10 protein-coding genes are annotated in these 17,875 nt (G+C 40.7%); 3 read left to right on the top strand and 7 right to left on the bottom strand.

Going from position 1 to position 17,875, the window contains the following annotated elements; all coding sequences use genetic code 11:
* Window positions 1-63 precede the first annotated feature (63 nt).
* The 3 genes from ACO1QW_RS12595 to ACO1QW_RS12605 all read left to right on the top strand — a co-directional run bounded on the left by ACO1QW_RS12595 (window position 64) and on the right by ACO1QW_RS12605 (window position 2,606).
* Window positions 64-1,203, top strand: a complete 1,140-nt coding sequence (locus ACO1QW_RS12595) for a glycosyltransferase (protein WP_486259030.1) — start codon at window positions 64-66, stop codon at window positions 1,201-1,203.
* A complete protein-coding gene (gene rsmG, locus ACO1QW_RS12600; protein WP_486259032.1) occupies window positions 1,194-1,841 on the top strand; it encodes a 16S rRNA (guanine(527)-N(7))-methyltransferase RsmG in 648 nt (215 codons plus the stop codon). The genes ACO1QW_RS12595 and rsmG overlap by 10 nt, the downstream gene beginning before the upstream one ends.
* A gap of 111 nt (window positions 1,842-1,952) precedes the next feature.
* Entirely contained in the window at window positions 1,953-2,606 is a 654-nt protein-coding gene (locus ACO1QW_RS12605) for a response regulator (protein ID WP_486259033.1), read from the top strand.
* 146 nt (window positions 2,607-2,752) lie between these two features.
* Here the strand turns inward: ACO1QW_RS12605 and ACO1QW_RS12610 are convergent, their stop codons facing one another.
* The 7 genes from ACO1QW_RS12610 to ACO1QW_RS12640 form a co-directional block, all read right to left on the bottom strand.
* Complete coding sequence (locus tag ACO1QW_RS12610; RefSeq protein ID WP_486259034.1) at window positions 2,753-4,639, bottom strand: M1 family metallopeptidase; 1,887 nt, start codon at window positions 4,637-4,639, stop codon at window positions 2,753-2,755.
* Between the two features lie 70 nt (window positions 4,640-4,709).
* Window positions 4,710-6,062, bottom strand: a complete 1,353-nt coding sequence (locus tag ACO1QW_RS12615; RefSeq protein ID WP_486259037.1) for an ATP-binding protein — start codon at window positions 6,060-6,062, stop codon at window positions 4,710-4,712.
* A 24-nt stretch (window positions 6,063-6,086) separates the two neighbouring features.
* Window positions 6,087-7,184: an eCIS core domain-containing protein gene (locus ACO1QW_RS12620; protein WP_486259039.1), complete on the bottom strand. Its 1,098-nt coding sequence runs from the start codon at window positions 7,182-7,184 to the stop codon at window positions 6,087-6,089.
* Window positions 7,185-7,195: 11 nt separating this feature from the next.
* Window positions 7,196-12,592: an eCIS core domain-containing protein gene (locus ACO1QW_RS12625; protein ID WP_486259041.1), complete on the bottom strand. Its 5,397-nt coding sequence runs from the start codon at window positions 12,590-12,592 to the stop codon at window positions 7,196-7,198.
* A gap of 128 nt (window positions 12,593-12,720) precedes the next feature.
* Window positions 12,721-13,473: a CHAP domain-containing protein gene (locus ACO1QW_RS12630; protein WP_486259042.1), complete on the bottom strand. Its 753-nt coding sequence runs from the start codon at window positions 13,471-13,473 to the stop codon at window positions 12,721-12,723.
* Window positions 13,474-13,490: 17 nt separating this feature from the next.
* A complete protein-coding gene (locus tag ACO1QW_RS12635) occupies window positions 13,491-14,819 on the bottom strand; it encodes a contractile injection system tape measure protein (RefSeq protein ID WP_486259044.1) in 1,329 nt (442 codons plus the stop codon).
* Window positions 14,820-14,859: 40 nt separating this feature from the next.
* Window positions 14,860-17,871 carry a hypothetical protein gene (locus tag ACO1QW_RS12640; RefSeq protein ID WP_486259045.1) on the bottom strand — a complete coding sequence of 1,004 codons (3,012 nt, stop codon included), beginning with the start codon at window positions 17,869-17,871 and terminating at the stop codon, window positions 14,860-14,862.
* Between the last annotated feature and the right edge of the window lie 4 nt (window positions 17,872-17,875).

The following is a 17,875-nucleotide window of genomic DNA, read 5'->3' on the forward strand; positions in this document are numbered from 1 at the left end:
TCTTGAAAAAAGGAACAACAAATCCCCCAGCCAAAAATCCAACCTCCGAAATCTGCTTTCCGTGTGCTATTTTCGCAGCTGCTTATGAGTGTGTACTGGCCCGAAATCTTATTTGCTGCTTTTTGTTTAATGGCAGCCATCCAGGTGTTCTATTACCTGTACTTTTTTTCCCGTTTGGCATTTTATAAGAAGCCCAAGGTGGAAAGCTCCATGCAACATGCCGTATCAGTGGTGGTATGTGCAAGAGACGAAGCACAAAATCTTGCTGATAATTTACCGGAAGTTTTGCAGCAGCAATATCCTTCAACTTTTGAAGTCATAGCGGTGAACGATAACTCGTACGACGATAGTAAGTATGTGCTTGAATATCTGTCGAAACCATTCCGCAATCTTCGCCCAATAGAATTAAAGCAGGAAGCACGTTTAATCTCAGGGAAAAAATTTCCCTTGTCTATTGGAATTAAAGAAGCAAAACACGAATTACTCTTGCTTACCGATGCCGATTGCAAACCTGCCAGTGGCAAATGGATCGAACTGATGCAGGGCGCATTTAACAATGGAAAAGAAATTGCGTTGGGTTATGGTGCTTATTATAAAAAACCTGGCTTGCTTAATAAGCTTATTCGCTTCGAAACATTTCTATCGGCACTACAATATTTCTCTTACGCATTAGCTGGCATGCCATATATGGGTGTGGGCAGAAACCTTGCTTATAAAAAGGAATTGTTTTTTCGCAACAAAGGATTCTCATCACACAACCAGTTACCCGGTGGCGATGATGATCTGTTTATTAACAAGGTTGCCACAAAAAAAAATACAGCGATTGTTATTGATGAAGATGCCTTCACTTTATCTGAACCAAAAACAAGATGGAGCACATGGCGCAGTCAAAAAGCAAGACATTATACTACCAGTAATCATTACAAAGGCATTCACAAATTTTCATTGGGATTGTTTGCATCTTCACATTTCCTGTTTTATCCGTTACTGGCTGCATCTATTATCTTTTTCAATTGGTGGATGGCGTTGGCAGTATTTGGCTTCCGATTAGTTGTGCAGGGAATTATTTATTACAAGAGCATGAGCAGGCTGAAAGAAAAAGATCTTTTCTGGCTTTATCCTTTCCTCGATATCTGGCAATGGTTTTATTATCTTTTATTTGCAAATACATTATTCAAAAAACCGAAGCCCAATTGGAAGTAGTACTCAAATATTTTGCTGATTTTTCTCCTAGGCAATTGCAACAGTTGCAACAACTGGAAGCAGTGTATAAAGAATGGAATGAAAAGATCAATGTCATCTCCCGTAAAGACATTGACAGTTTGTATGAAAAACATGTGTTGCATTCCCTTTCTATTGCTGCGGTGTTCAACTTTCAGTCCGGCACACAAATTTGTGATCTTGGAACAGGTGGCGGCTTCCCCGGCATTCCATTAGCTATCTTTTTCCCGGAAGTTCAATTTCATTTAACCGATAGCATCAATAAAAAATTAAACGTTGTAAGAGAAGTTGCCAGCGCTATCGGTTTAAATAATATAACTACGCAGCATACACGTACAGAACAAATTGTTAATCGCAAATTCGATTTTGTGGTGAGTCGTGCTGTTGCTCCATTGAAAGATTTGTGGAAATGGAGTGTGCCTATTTTAAAAGCAAAAGGCCAAGGCAAACAGGCAACCGCTTTTGATGAACCATTTTATGGCGGACTTATTTGTTTAAAAGGTGGCGACCTTGCTGAAGAAGTAAAAGAAAGCGGTCTATCGCCCATTGTTTGGGAAATTGAGCAACTATTCAGCGAAGATTTCTTTAAAGAAAAGTATGTGATGGCTGTGAAGCGCTGAGGATAAACCATATAAAGTTTATACAAGCCACTTGTCATTTTTATACCTGCAACAGCTTTATTACCACTTAGTGGTATTTCCTATATTCCCTGAATAGTTCAACTTTGCAGTATGAATAAAATTTCCGTTTGTATTGTTGAAGACGTTACAGACATCCGACAGGCACTGGAACAGATCATTGAGTTGAGCGAGAATTGCAGCCTGGCTGGTTCGTTTTCATCTGGTGAAGAAGCATTAATAAAGATTCCACTTATAAAACCAGACGTTGTGCTGATGGATATTGGTTTAGGTTCAACCAATGGTATTGACCTTGTGAAAGAATTGAAACCTCAACATCCTGAAATACTTTACATGATGTGTACAGTGTATGAAGAAGATGAAAAAATATTTGATGCATTGCGTGCCGGTGCCAGTGGTTATATCCTGAAAAAATCATCGCCTGCTAAATTATTAGATGCAATTGGCGAATTGGTTGATGGAGGTGCACCCATGAGCAGCCAGATAGCCTTGAAAGTTGTGAATGCATTTAAAGATATGCCGGTGCAGGAAACAGTTACTCCGAACACAGAGAATGAAGATACAGCCATCCTGACCCGCCGTGAAAAAATGATCTTAGAAAAACTGGCGCAGGGAAAAATTTATAAAGAGATCGGTAAAGAATTAGACATTAGTCCTGAAACAGTTCGCAAACACGTGTATCATATTTACGAGAAGCTGCATGTAAACAACCGTGTGGAAGCAGTAAACAAATTCTACGGACGTTAATACTTACAAGAGAACTTATAAAAAAAAGCTGTTCGTTTGAACAGCTTTTTTATTTGCAAAATATATAGTTAGTAAGTTTTATAGTTCTAAGCTGATTTGGCAATTGTCTATCGTCTATTGCCTATTCACCAATGACCATTCACAACTCACCACTTCAACTCGAGCCTGTTATTTCTCCTGTCAACATCTGCCATGCGTTGCGAAGGATCAATTTCAACGACAGTTAAATCACGCAGAGGTTTATCAAACTCTATCACATAAGTTGGGTGTGTCCATTTCCATGCAGGATAAACGGTACGTGGCATATTATCTTCCGCTGGCTTTTCACCAAACATGAGGTATGCAGGAATGTAATGCATCTGCTGTGTGCCATCTTTAAACGTAAGCACTACATCAATGGGCATTGGCATTTCTTTGAGGCGCCGCAAACTGATCTTTGTTCTACCACCCTCTTCCCACAAACTGTCAATTTTATAATCGATAGTTTTTGTACTATTTACCCAATATTCTTTATACCAGTCTAACTGCAAACCACTCACTTTTTCTGCTACACGTAAAAAGTCATTTACGTTTGGATGCTTAAATCGCCATTGTTTGTAATAATCCATTAAAATCTTATCACGCACTTCCCCACCAGTGATATATCCCAACTGTGCAATAAAAACTGCTCCCTTTGAATAAGCTGCACTTCCGTAAGCATAGTTGGTATTAAAATGATCGGCATGCGTTGTTAATGGTTCTTCTAATCCGCTTTTTGCCAGATTAAAATAACTGCTGTAACTACCGGAATTGTATTTTGGCAATTTATCGTCGGTATAAACAGTTCCATTCTTTTTGGCCAATTCTGTATAATAATAATTGCTTACTCGGCCTGTTGCATAGTCAGTAAAGCCTTCATCCATCCATGCATATAAACTTTCATCAGTACCCATCAGCATTTGGTACCAGGTGTGCATCCACTCGTGAATAACGGTTCCAATGCCGGGACCATTTAACAACGTTGCCATAGGATATTCCATACCACCATCGCCACCTTGCAGAAACGAATATTGTTTATATGGATAAGCACCAAAGGTTTTTTCAATAAACGGCAACACAATTACAGCTGCATCTGCAACTTTCGCCCATGCCTGGTCATTAGCTGCATCATTTGCTTTGTAGTTGTACAACACATGAATAGTGCGACCACCACTTACCTGCCGTGTAAGATGTTTGTATTCTGCATCGGCAGCCCACACAAAATCATGCACATTTGGCGCAGTAAATTTCCATGTGAGTTTATCGCCTGCTGGACGAGCAACTTTAACGCCAGCTGCTTCATATCCATGTCCTATTTGATTAGCGTTGGTTAAATAACCTGTGCCACCGATCATAAAATTTTTATCGATTGTGATGTTTACATCAAAATCGCCCCACACACCATAAAATTCACGGGCAATGTAGGGGTTTGGATGCCAGCCGTCGTTATCATATTCGCATAACTTGGGATACCATTGTGCCATCGAAAACTTTACACCGTTGGCTGCATCTCTTCCACTGCGACGCACCTGCAATGGTACTTGCGCATCCCAATCCATTTCCAACAACACTTTTTGTTTTGGTAAAATGGGTTTGCTAAGTTTTACTTCAAGAATGGTTTCATGCTCAGTTAATTTTTGTTCAACGCCATTCAGTTTTAATGATCTTACTTTCTGGTAACCGATTTCTGTTTCGTTGAGATTAAGAATGCGGTCTCTTACACGTGCATCCCAATCGGGTTTTGAACCAACGATTTTTTTTCCTAATTCACGGCTGCGTGTATCCATCATGCTGTTTGGCTGAAACGCATTCCAGTACAGGTGATAGAAAATTTTATCTAGAGTGTCGGGAGAATTGTTCGTGTATTCAAGTTTCTGTTTACCGCTGTAGCGGTTTGTGTTCACATCCATGTCGATGTCCATCACGTATTTCACCCGCTGTTGCCAGCGATTGGGCTGGGCCGATAGTGTTACCATCACACACAAAAGGGTTCCGGTCAAAACAAGTTTCTTCATGCTCAAAATTTTGAGCCGTAAATATCCTGAAAAATCCTGTTTGGAAAAGCTTAAATGATGAGCGGAGGAGTTACGCTGATTTTTCCTCCTTCATCAGCTCTTTGCGGATACCATCGAGCAGATCGGCCTGTTGCATGTCCATTGTATCACGTGCATAGCATTGCAGCACAGCAAACTGAACAGCGTTGAGGATAGAGGCCCCTGTTAGTTCATACTTTTCTGCCAGTTGAAAAAGATCAACTGAATTTGCTGTTGAGAGACTTTGCGGCAAGGATTTTTGCCACAGCACATAACGTTCCTGCACATTGGGGATAGGAAAATGAATAACTGCATGAAACCTTCTTACAAATGCATCATCAAGATTATGACGAAAGTTTGATGCAAGGATCATGAGTCCTGGATAATCTTCTACACGTTGCAACAGGTATGATATTTCCTGGTTTGCATATTTATCATGTGACGATTGCACGTTGGTACGTTTGCCGAACAATGCATCGGCTTCATCAAAAAACAACACCCAGTCTTTACTTTCGGCACGTTTAAAGACCGTCTCCAAATTCTTTTCTGTTTCACCAATGTATTTCGATACTACCTGCGAGAGATCGATGCGATACACTTCTTTATCAAACTCTTTACCAATCAGTCCGGCAGTTAATGTTTTACCGGTTCCTGATGGACCATAGAATAACACACGGTAACCCGGCTTGATCTTACGCTTGAGGTTTTCATCTGAAGATATTTTATGATGATGTTTTAACCAGGTGATAATGTCAGTTACCTGCTGTGCAGTTTTGTTTGGCAGCACAAGGTCATTCCAGTTCATTTGTGTGCTGATGCGTTTGGCAGGAAAGTCGACACCAAATCGTGGTGCTGATTCTTTTCCCAATAAAATTTTATCAACAACATCCTGTGCAAGTATTATGCGGCCGCTCATCACCGGTTCACCTTCCTTCACTGGCTCTAACCACAAAATACTTTCACGAAAAAAGAAATGATCTTCAGAAAAATAACGCTGCACATGCAAACGGTCTTCAATATTATTCCCTGCTAAAACAAACTGTGCAGTTTCTCCAGTTGGCAACATACTCCGGTGATTGGTTGCACGCACTCCGCCGAACAAAGAAAAATCGCCACCGCCCGGTAATTGTTCTTGAATTATACTTTCAAAAAAATCAGGACTTACATGCGGCACTAATGCCAGCATTAAAATGATCCACTCATCAGTGTTTCTTAAATGAGGAATATGTTTACCGATCTCTTCTTTATATAATTCACCATTAAACCGCTCTTTTAACCATTGCTGCAGTTGTAACTGCTGCTGATTAAAATGCGTTTGCAAGCGTTGCGAAATAATAAGATGAAGATCTGCAAATGCTGCATCAAAGGTTGAGGTGTGGATGTTTTTATGTAAGCTGTAAAGCATAAAACAAAATACAAATTTTATTAGTTACGGACAATTACAAGTGACAGTAAATTGGTTTGCACCATTTGCATCTAATGCAGCACTTCTTGCATCGGAGGCTGCTCGTCGTGACCGCTCAACCCGATCATGAACTGATTGTATATGAGCATCCAGGTCTGTCAGGCAACCGGTAAAACTATATCGTGTGGTAATGGTACCTGCATAAGTATTGAAAGCATCAACGTGTTGTTGCTCATGTTGGGCTAAAGTGGTATCAACAAAATTTTGAACGGCGTTATGTTCACAATCATTCAAACCCGATTGTGGCGATGGAAGAAATACAGAAGGGCTTGCTAAAAATTCGGATGTAACTGTGCCAACACTGGTAACACAATCTTCAGCAGAACAATTACGACAATTACGAGCTCTTTGCTGAGTTCCATCTGAAGAAAACGAATTAGAATAGTTTGCGGAGGTTCTTCCACTTACACGAACGTTGTTACAATGTGCAAAGTGAGTAGTGTTTTGTGTGTACGTCCCCTCACCGGAAAATTGTACTGAACCAAGATATTCAGTTTCTTCAATCGTTGCTTCATCAGTTTGCCGTTGAATTCTATTTCCTGTTTGCTGCATCACATGTGTTAACTCATGTGCCAGTAATGTTTTGCCTTCGTTACTGCTGCTGTTAAACTGTCCTTCGTTAAAGACAATATTGTTTCCTACAGTATATGCTTTTGCGTGAACTTCTTTCGCCGACTTTGCGGCTTCGTTACCTGTGTGTACCCGTACACTCGAAAAATCGTACCCCATTCTTGAAGAGAAAAATTGCTGATCTGACTTTGGCAATGTCGTTCCCTTTCCACTCAATGAATTGATATAAGAAGAAGTGATAGCTGTGCCCGAAGAACTTCCGTCATCTTTCTTCTGAATTTTTTCTTCTTCTTTTTTTTCTGCTGAACGATGTAGTTTTTTGTCTTCCTCTTCGCAGTGTTCACACTTGCGTTGCACAACAGGTGCTGCGTGGAAAAAACCATCACTTACAGAACCGGCAAAGAAATTCTGCTTTTGTTTATTCTCTTTGTTTTGAGTTACCGGTTTTTGTTTTGCAAAACGCCGGATGCGTCGGTGGATGGAAGGTTTCATAATTTATGTTTTTAAAATGTCCAATTAACACTACTCAGCCCTCTCCGAAATTCATTTATTCGGGCACGCTGATTATCTGTTGGAGAAAAACTTTCAATATGTTCCGGAGTGAATGTAGTTGCATTAGTAATAACACTATTTGCAAGCACTCTTTCCATTTGACGATAATTATTATATCCTCCTAAAGGCCTGTTTCTCCGGAGTGTATTAATCATGTTTTGCGAAACAGTGGTAAGTCTTCGTAACAATGCCTGGTCATCTCGACTTGCTATTATAAGATTAATATTATAATCATCTGTTTGTGGCAAATCAACAGACTTGCTGAACCGAAGCTGTTTAGCAGGATCTTCAACCCATTGATTATTTTGCATTTTCATTGCGCCTCCTGTTACTGAATAAGTATTTACAAAGTAGTTATTGTATTCGCTTCTATAGGTTACGTTAGCCCGCAACCAAATCGGCAGTCCTTGATCATAAAAACTTTTTAATTGAGTTTCAAATTCCGACCTATATTCATTGTTGTAATAACTTGGTGTCGGTATAAGATTGGAGTTACTTGCCACTCCGCCGACATTATGATTCAGAATATGAAAACGAACCCACCTTGAACTCAGTTGCATGTCCCTCAATACCTGCCATTCATCTTCAAGATTTGACTCGGATGGCTCAGTACCTGGCAAATGATTGGCTGGCACCCGGCCTCCTCCATTATAAACATATCTTGCTGTAAAACTTTGCGCTTTCGCAGCAGTAAACCCGGGAACAAATTCCGATCTAGGAACCGCAAGTTCTACTGCACCTGGGTCGATTTCCCGTACTATGTTTATAATATTACCAATTAATTGAGGGATAACGGGATTGTTTTGTTGACTGACTTTGCTACTATTCATTAGATTTTGCACATCTCTAAGAATGTTTCTTCCGTTTTGAATGCTGCGTAATTTTCTTTGCTTATCAGCATCACTTAAAGTACTTGACCCATTTATTTCTGTTGTTTTCTGATCAAAGAATTGTGCAACATTCATTGGTGTACTTTCAATTATCAATGAAGGATTTTCTGCCGAATCTCTTATATAAATAGTATGCCTTTCGCCTGTTTCTGTTGTAAACTGTTGCCTGAAACCTAGCCATCCCATAATCGCATCTCTTGCACTTCTTCCCATCGCCATCACTCTATCTAACAAATTCATTCCCGTATCAACAGCCCTGTTCACCAACCATGTTAATGCATTATCCACCATCTCTCTTGCACGTTCGATCATTTCACCTACTCTTCTGCCAATACCACTCAAACCAACCTGGTTGGCAAGAAAACCAATCACAATCGGCATTGCTCTTCCCATGGTGCGTTCAAGATAATTTGCAGCAGTGGTAACATTACCTTCTGCTATATCGGCCACACCATTTACAAAACTGTTCACCACTTCCAGCATCTCACGCAGGTAACGGATAAAACTTTGTATGGCACTATAAATAGCAATGGCACTATTCACCACTGCCATGATACCTGTTGGATCGAGCATGCTCAACAAACGTGTTACCATGCGATTGATGATCTGTTCCATTACCCAGTTCTTCACTGCATCAAGAATTGTATCCCACAAATTGGAAAGTTGTTCCTGTATCTTATCCCATATTGCAGCCATACCACGTTCCTGCACATCACGAATGAACGTCCAGATACCTTCCAATGTATTGATCATACCACGTATGCGTGCCACACGCTGCGGACCAATGCGTGGATGTGCAGCGAGTTTTTGCCAGATGCGTTCCATACTAATGCCCAACACTTCGAGCACCCAGGCAATAACACCACGCAATGAAAGATCCGTTAACTCAGGAACACCTGCATCTCTCAACTCACTCATCAACCAACCGACCAAACCTTGCACCAGGTGTTGCAGAATATTATCAAAGAACTGGATGAAGCCTTGCTTAATTGCACGTAACAGATTTTTCAAAAACGCAACAGGGTCTTGTTTGATCCTGTCGAATGCAGCCATTGATCTTGCAATAATGTTATTGATAAGATCGAACGGAAAGTTCATAACTGTAAGAATAGCTTCAATCACGATCTTCACAATTTCAATCACAAATGCAATCAGACGACCAATGGGTTCACCAAAGCGATCAAGAATGCGTTGGAAACATGCGATGGGGTCCATTAGATCGCCAATGGTAAACGAGTTCCACAGATCAATGAACAATTGCACGATGGCTGCAGGCGTCATATTGAGCCTGTTCACCGCTGCAGTGATCCTGGCTGTAGTGCTGTCGATTGCTCCGCTTTCTTTCAGTTGATTATACTGATCGATACCACCTTCCATTAAACTAAAGAATCCCCTGATCACATTCTCCATGTTGAACGGCACTTCTTCATTTGTAAACGGATCTCGTCCAATGATGACCGTTACTAACTGGTATCCACGAACCGTTCTTGCCCAAGTACTCAGACGTTGCATCAACACTTCTTTTACGAGACGAAGAATTTCTGCAGCAACACGAATCACAAAATCAAGCACCTGCGTAATGGGCTCAGCAAAAATGTTATAGATGCTTCGGAAGGTTTCCACAGGACTCATCAACGCTTCAATGGTTACCCTATCCCAAATGGTACTGAAATTTTGAACAATGGTATCGTACAAATTACCGAACACCATTATGCCTTCATCAATATAACCTACCACCCGCTGGTAAGTACCTGTCTCCTGCATTTGTGTTCGCTGCTGTATACCTTCTTCACCACCCAATTCAAGAATGGCGTTAAGAATATTTGTACCGTTACGATCGACCCGTTGTTTGGTAACAGGATCTTCACCAAGAATAACAGTGAGCAGCGGATAAGCAGTTGTATTCTCTTTAATGAAATCAACAATGGCATTAAGCAGATGATCTTTGATCATCTCAAGAATTTCAAGCGCCGCATTTACAGCAAAGTCAATCACGTTGCTGATGAAACGTTGCACAATGTTGGCGCCATCACGCAACACACCCATCGGCGACATATCCAACCCAAACTCTATACTGTTCCAGAATCGGTCGAACTCGCTGAACAATCCATCAACGATCGCTTCGAGCCCTGCAATCTGTTGATCGATCCATTGAGCAGCAGGATCAAGCAAACCTTCTTCATTCAACTTTTGCTGGATCAACGTTCCGCCCGGCATAATATCAAATGCAGCATCAAGCAGGTTATGACCATTTCGTTGCACTTCTGCATGCGTAATGGGATCTCGGCCTAACACAACACGTAAAGCACGATAACCTGGTATATAACTAACGATCTCACTTGCTTTACGCAACAAACAAGCAGACACTTCATTCATGTCGATACCAAGACAACTTGCAAGTTCTGAAATGCTGGTATGCGCAAGTGCGTCGTCAATTACCAAACGTTGCAACTCATCATCTTCTGTTTTGCATTGCACAGGTGGTCCACGATCATTCACCGATTGTAATTCATTAAAATCACCAGCTTTTGTATTTGTCAAAGAACTAATGGAAACATCTTCTGTTTTTTGTTGAACAGTATTCGCAGCAGCACAACAAGTATCTTGAACATCAACACTACTATGATCATGTTCATTCAATTCCTTTTTCTGAATGCATCTTGATAAATCTGTAGCAGGTAATTCTTCTTCCTGTTCATGATCTTCTTTTTTCTGCAACTCTTTTTCTTCAGCAGACCGATCGACCCTGGTGGTTGGATTTTGCAATGAACCCTCTGCATTTACCTGCCAATTGCTTAATTCAGTTTTTGCCTGTATGTCGGTTGATGATTCATCGCTGATATGATGTTCATCTTCTGTGTCTCCTTTTCGCTGCAGTCGCTTTACATCAGCTCTTATTTCAGCCAATGTTTTGGGTGGCACCTCCGGTACAATCGCTTCACCCGGACCTAATGAACCTTCCATGATCTTTAACGGATCAAAGAACGCCGTCCATTCCTTCATGGAATGATCTTTTGTTTGCACCTGCCCACCCAGATTATCTTCACCTGCCGTGTTACCATTTACCGTTCTTACGTTTCCCCCTTCGGCACTTTCAACAATGGCAAAATGTGAGTAAGCATTACGATAAGCAATATCACCGGGCAACGGAAGTTCACCGGGTTTGCGTGCTGCCTGGAACTTCACCATTTGTCCGCCAAGTTTCCATTTCGGCATCGGCACACCACTTTTATTTAATGCCCAGAAAACAAATATGCCGCACCAGCTTGGCATGGCATCACGTTTTCCTTCTGTTGTTTTAGGAATTGCATTGGCAGTAGATACAGTTGTTTTATCAACGATCATTGCCGTTGTTTCACGTTTCTTTTTTATGTCCTGTTCAGCAATTGCACCCGGTGTTGCAGGTTGCCCGTTGCTGATAATTTTTTCTTCCCCAAATGTTGTTTTAAAAATATCTACGAGATGTTCCCAACCAGTACGATTACCATCGGCCTGCGGTTTATTAGCATCAATTTTACCTTCAACTGTTTTTGCTCTTGCAACAGCATTTGTGAGTTGCGACGGTACAGCAGCACTACGATGGATCATTTGCTTACGTGCAATGATCTTGGGTGTAACTACTGTAGAGTTATTGGCATGATGGCTGCTGGCACCTTGCTGAATTGTATGCGTTAGTTCATGTGCAAGCAAAGTACCACCTGCTTCGGTGTGAGGAGAATATTTACCGGAGTTGAAATAGATATCATTGCCATGCGTGAAAGCCTGAGCATGTATAGAACTACTCATGCTTTGTGCATAGCTTCCCGTGTGGATGCGAACACCACTGAAGTCGGCACCAAAACGGGATTCCATAAATTGTTTTGTTGATGAAGGCAATGCAGAGCCACTTCCTTTTGATGAAGAAAGACTGCTTTCAAATGATGCCCGGGGGGAGGATGCCGGTGGCCCCCTTCCACTGCATTGGATGACATCAGAACTGTGTAAAGCTAATTCCTTGCGATTGATATTGTAATCATTTGCTGATTCACCTACAGCATCATCAGCAAACGAACTGTTCGCTTCTTCACTTCGTTGAATTAAGCGAAAGAGTTTGGTATGAACCTGTTGCTTTTGTTCGCAGGAAGCACACATGCGTTGTACATTAACGGAAGAGCTTTGCTCAGCTTCCGGCAACTCTTCTTCCTTCTTCTGAATTTTTTCTTCTTCTTTTTGTGCAGAAACAGGTGCTGGTTCAGGCATGCGCATTACCTGGTTTGCTACAGCATCGGCTTCTCTTTCCTGCGGATCATCGGGACTGCTTACTGAAAGCTTTGTTTGAATGGCTGATGAAAAAAATGAACTACTTTCTTTACCAGCGAAAAAAGAATCCTCACCTGCTTTCCTGAAGAAAGAAGTTTTATCTGCGGATGCTTTTACAGCAGTTGCAGGTTTGGATGTTTTTTCAGCCGATGTAAACAAGTTGCCTGTTTATGGTTTAATGTTTGATGTTTGTGTTTGTAGCCTGAGCGAAGTCGAGATTGAAACACTACATCTGTCAGACGATGGCGTCAGACGGGGCGCACTCATCACTCATTACTCATCACTCCTCATTTGTATTCAATAAATCCCCTGTTGATCTTTCCTATCTTTCTTTGTAACCGAAACACACCAATACCATTCCTGCTTCCGGCATTATTGCTGTTGCCTTCAATGGTATGAATAAACCCGCCTTCTACTTTTTCTACAATGCCTGTATGACCAGCAGCTCCACCTGTGTTCATAATAAAAATATGCCCGGGTTTAATCAGTGATGGTTTGTTCACTGCTTCATCCGTTGTGATCTTTTTTCCTGTTGTTTTATTCCAATGCGTCATCACGTGTCCTGTTTTAAACAATGGATTCTTCTTACCCAACGTTGTTGATGCCTTATCAAAACCCCAATAAACAAATGCAGCACACCAGAATAACCCGGAAGGTAAACCAACACTTGCGAGATACTGATCAACAACAGGTCCTTTGTTACTACCCGGAGGATCTTCCATTACACCTAATTGCTTAACCGCAACCTTCAACGTTTCTGTAAGTAGATTATTAGGAGCTGTATCAGTAGTTACAATACTTTCCGTTCCAAACAAGGTTGCCCATGTTAGTGAACCTACATGTCCATCAACCTCCAACGGATTTCCAAACTGATCCATATGTGTTGCCTGGAAAAGCTTTACTGCATTTTTTGTTTTTACTCCATACGTACCCGTTCCTTCAAGGTTACCGATGTTCAGCTCCATCAGTTTTTTCTGAATGGCTTTTACAATAGCAGTATTGCTTTCGCCTTCTTTGATAATTCTGCCTGGATATTTCATATCTGTAGTTTTTGGTTTTACGTCCATTCAACAAACAGTGCCTGTTTCATCCAAGGGTAACGAATGATGGAATAAGACCACGGCAAGTATTGCAGCAACACATCTTCTGTTCGTTGCTCCACCTGCAACAGCCATTTGTTTTCTTTCAGTGATAGCTTACCTGTGCGTTGAAAAAAAGATTGCTGAAGTGATGGTACAGATGTTTGCTTTAGTGCCGGCCAATGAACGATCATCTGCTGAAGCAAATGAAAACATTCTTCCTTTTGTGCGATCGTTAACTCCACATTAGCATCAACAAATTCATGAGGCTGCAAACCACAGATCAATTTGCATAGAGGATAATAAATCTCTGCGTGTTCTTCGTCACCCGCTAGAAACGAAAGCAAGGCACAGGCTCGGTCTTTATCGATCAATGATTTTCTGTCTTCACTTAACAGGTGTAACTCATGAAACAACGTAGAAATAAATGGCTGCAACAAAACAATGCCGGCATTATGCACAATGATGGCTTCATCATTTGACTTTGTTGTGCTTTTCTTCTTATCTAAGGTTTTCTTTTGCTCTGCATCATGTTTTGCAGAACGCTGATATAATTCGTTATGATCCATCACCCATTCCACTGTGGGCAACTCTTCTTCATTTTGCAGCAAATGATTGTTCTCGTCAGCCAACAAGTAAAGCAGGTAGGTTTTTATTTCAAAATACGAGAATGAAACAGAGCGCTTGAATCTCAATTTGCCTTCCTTTAAAACAACGTTCAATCCCCGATGAAGTTGAGTAAATAACCATTGCTGCTCCTCAAATGTTCCGTGCTTCAGAAACCGTTTCAATCTTTGCTCATCATGCAATTGCTGAATAAAAAAACTCCTTAGTTGTTTATCTATTGGTCTAGCTGATTTCTTCCACCAGCTCAAACGTTCCTGCCATAGTTCAAATGAAATATAAGAGGGCAAATGTCCATGCTCTAAATAAAAAGCCCAGGCTTGTAATAAAATATCGGGATCAACACTCACAGACTTTTGTTCAATATCATTTGGATGTTGAACAATTATTTTTTTCTGCTGCTGCACATGAGTGGCAACCTGTTCCCTTATCTGTTCACGCAAACGATATTCTATTTTCTGCAGATCAAATGAATCGTTAACCTGGAGATCAATTGAAACACGATCAATAAATAACAACTCATCATCCAGATCAAAATCAGCAAACACTTCCTCTGCCAAACGTTTAAAATTGTGTTGCAAGTAAGAAGCAGCCTGCTGACGCATAGCAAACACTTTCTCCTGTTGCACTCCTTTCAGATGAAATGAAAGTTTACCGATACTATGTATTGCAGTTGTGCTCATGGTATTGATATCTTAAATAAACTATGATTAAAGAATTCAGTTACCTTATCCGTGTTTTAAGTGTTGTTAAATCTCTGTTGACGGTGCCAATTGTTTGATCAAATGCAGCTTTCTGCAGGTTCAGCTTTTCTGTTACCGATCTATCCGTCTGCACAAGTACTTCGTTTTTAAGCGTAGCGAGTTTTCCATCAACCGCCTGTGCGTTAGTTGTCATATCACGGTTAACAGTAGCAATCGCCTGGTTTAACTTGGTATCACTCGCTGCTGTGGCTTGCACCAGTCTTGTATTAAATCCGCTTTCAACAGAAGTAACACGATCGTTCACTCCTTTAACATCTGCTGTTATTTTTGAAGTCAATTCGGTTCTTACTGTGTTTAATTTACCATCGAGCAAAGCAAGATCGCTGCCGGTTTTGGTTACTTGTGCTTTTGTTGCAGTAAGTTCGTTTGCAACAGTAGTAACCTTTGTATTGATCCGGTTTTCTGCTTCCAGTATTTTACCGTTGAACTCTGTTCTTACACCTGTTATCAACTCTTCAAAATCGGCCCGGTTCGGTTCCCTGACACCTCCTTCAGTGCTAACTTTAATATTGCCTTTTGTAACTACTGTATCGTATGATGAAATTAATTTTGAGAACGATGTCTCATACTTGTCTTTAACAACCGCTACTTCCTTTCCAATATTTTCACGGTTTACAAGCACATCCTGTCCAACTTTGTTTATCCTGAGATCAAAATCATTTAGCCGTTTTCCTAAAGTAATATCAGCATTATTTGTAAGGTCTTTCACTCTTGCTAATTCATCTTTAACATTGAATAGTTCAGCGTTTAACAGCGGCCGTTTAATGATGTCTTTCGAAATAGTGTAGTTGATCTCTTTTATTGGTCTGATTGGTATTGTTGTAGTATCAACATTCGATTCTACCAATTCGTCTTTTACAATATAGGGCAAATAAAAATCGGCAACCACAGTTTCAGTGTCCCCAACTTTTTCATACACCAAAATAAACGTGCCGCCTTTACAAACGCCTCCATTATGCATCATGGCAGGATTCTGTTGCAAAAACTTGCTGAAAATATATCCGTCTTCTACCTGTTGTTTTTGCTTTTGCAAAATATCGCCAAGCCATAACAATATTCGTGGCTGCTCCAACACTGCAAGGTTCTCAAGAGGTGAACGAAAAGCTGCTGCTGTAAATAGCTTTGAATTTTTATTTACTTCTGCACCTGCATTCGCCATGCTGAGATGCAGATCATCCCACGCTACAGCGCCAACAACTTCTCTCGCCGGTTTAGCCAAGGCGAGTTTTGTAGTTGCAATTTGTGTATCCAGTTCAGTTTTTTTATTCAACACCAAATTTCTTAACGCCTTTGGATCGCCATAATCTTTTGTAATGGCAGGCTGGTTTAGTTCTTCATCGTTTGGCAGATTTAAAAGCAATGATTCATTATACTTCTTTACATAATCGAGCTTGGTATCCATGTGGAGGCGTTCCTTATCATACAACAGATCAAGAATTCCGGGACGTATTGCTTTGGGCGGCAATCTTCTTATTCTTTCTTTCTGCAGTTGCACACCCGCTATATCAAAAGGCAGATCAAATTGCTTTCGTATGTTATCAATTGCGATGTATGCATCATCGTATGTTTTTCCAATATGCCCTTCAATTCTTAAGAAAGGATATGCATCAATATCAAACATCAGCGGCGTTGTTACATGCGGCAAACTGGAATATTGCTGTGAATGATAAGACAAGATAGTGTTGCTTTTATTGCGTTGCCATGCTTTAGGCGACCAATGCGGTACAACATTTTCCGCTTCATAGTAATACGGTATCGCCCTGTTTCCAAGCACTTCGTTAATACCACCTGACGGTGTAATTTTTATTGATGCTCTTTCAGGAATGTTGAATGATGCAATGAGTTTTGCAAGTCGTGCAAAAAGATGCAAGGCATCTTCCATCGCTTCGTTTTTATTATTTAGAATGGGCGATTCAATAAAACAATGCCTGTATTTTCGGTTTAAACCAAAATCAGCTCCTTGTACTAATCCCAATGCCAAATGTTTTGGAAATGCATCAGCTGAAATGCAACAGCCATGACAAAGATCGAATACACTTTCCTTGAATTCATTGTATGCAACAGCTACGTCTTTCAAAAAATCATACACGTATTGTATGCCACGTGCATTGTCTGCTACTGCTTTTTTTGCAATGGCCGGCACTTTTGTTACAACATTCATTTCAACCTGGGTAAATAATTCTTTATATCCACCATTTACCTTGTAACACTGCAACAGATCACGGGCAGTTGCTGCCGCAGTTTTCAATCCCTCTTCCAAAATATTACCTGCATTATTAATGGCAGTACCATAAGTGCGCAATAAGTCTGGATAGCTGAAGATGCTGTCATTCTCATTCAGCAACACACGTGGAATACTTACTTCCGGCAGGCTGAAATATTCATCACCACAACAGTCAACATCATTATCGATCAGATCATAATCACTCCTGCTAATGGCGAGAAACTTTAACTCCGAATGATGTACCAATCCTTTGTTCTCACATTCATCTGCAGAGCATTGATCGGTATCAATTGTATATTGACTCAGGTAAGCAAGTACAACTGTGTTTTGTGGTGGATTATTTCTACCAAAGAAATCAGCAAGCCCTGTTGCGTCATCATTTGATTCCACTAGCTCCGATAGACGAAGCGTGCCATCTTCATTCTTTAGTTTTTCAAATGCTGGATAGTTTGCTTTACCATCATCAAGTTGCTTTGCGGCAATTAATACTTTATCAGCTTCCAGTACCACCAGGTCGCCATCGCTGGTAACACCTACACCCTTTGTAACGATAATACTGTTTCTTTCAAACACGATATTTAAACCGCATACGATTCCCACACCAAGCAATCTTGCACGTGTAAGCCGCTGCTGGTAATCAAAATACTGCACCACGTGATTCAACTGCTCAGCAGTGAGTACCTGGTTATCTTCAAAATAGTTAAACGTGTTTCTTGGTGCGTTGAGTTTTACGGGAATATGTACCATACCA

This window comes from Lacibacter sp., from assembly GCF_057361365.1.

Bases quoted from the DNA above. Each gene is read 5' to 3' on its own strand.
- ACO1QW_RS12605 (WP_486259033.1), top strand. From the start codon at position 1,953: ATGAATAAAATTTCCGTTTGTATTGTTGAAGACGTTACAGACATCCGA.
- ACO1QW_RS12610 (WP_486259034.1), bottom strand. From the start codon at position 4,639: ATGAAGAAACTTGTTTTGACCGGAACCCTTTTGTGTGTGATGGTAACA.
- ACO1QW_RS12615 (WP_486259037.1), bottom strand. From the start codon at position 6,062: ATGCTTTACAGCTTACATAAAAACATCCACACCTCAACCTTTGATGCA.
- ACO1QW_RS12620 (WP_486259039.1), bottom strand. From the start codon at position 7,184: ATGAAACCTTCCATCCACCGACGCATCCGGCGTTTTGCAAAACAAAAA.
- ACO1QW_RS12630 (WP_486259042.1), bottom strand. From the start codon at position 13,473: ATGAAATATCCAGGCAGAATTATCAAAGAAGGCGAAAGCAATACTGCT.
- ACO1QW_RS12635 (WP_486259044.1), bottom strand. From the start codon at position 14,819: ATGAGCACAACTGCAATACATAGTATCGGTAAACTTTCATTTCATCTG.
- ACO1QW_RS12640 (WP_486259045.1), bottom strand. From the start codon at position 17,871: ATGGTACATATTCCCGTAAAACTCAACGCACCAAGAAACACGTTTAAC.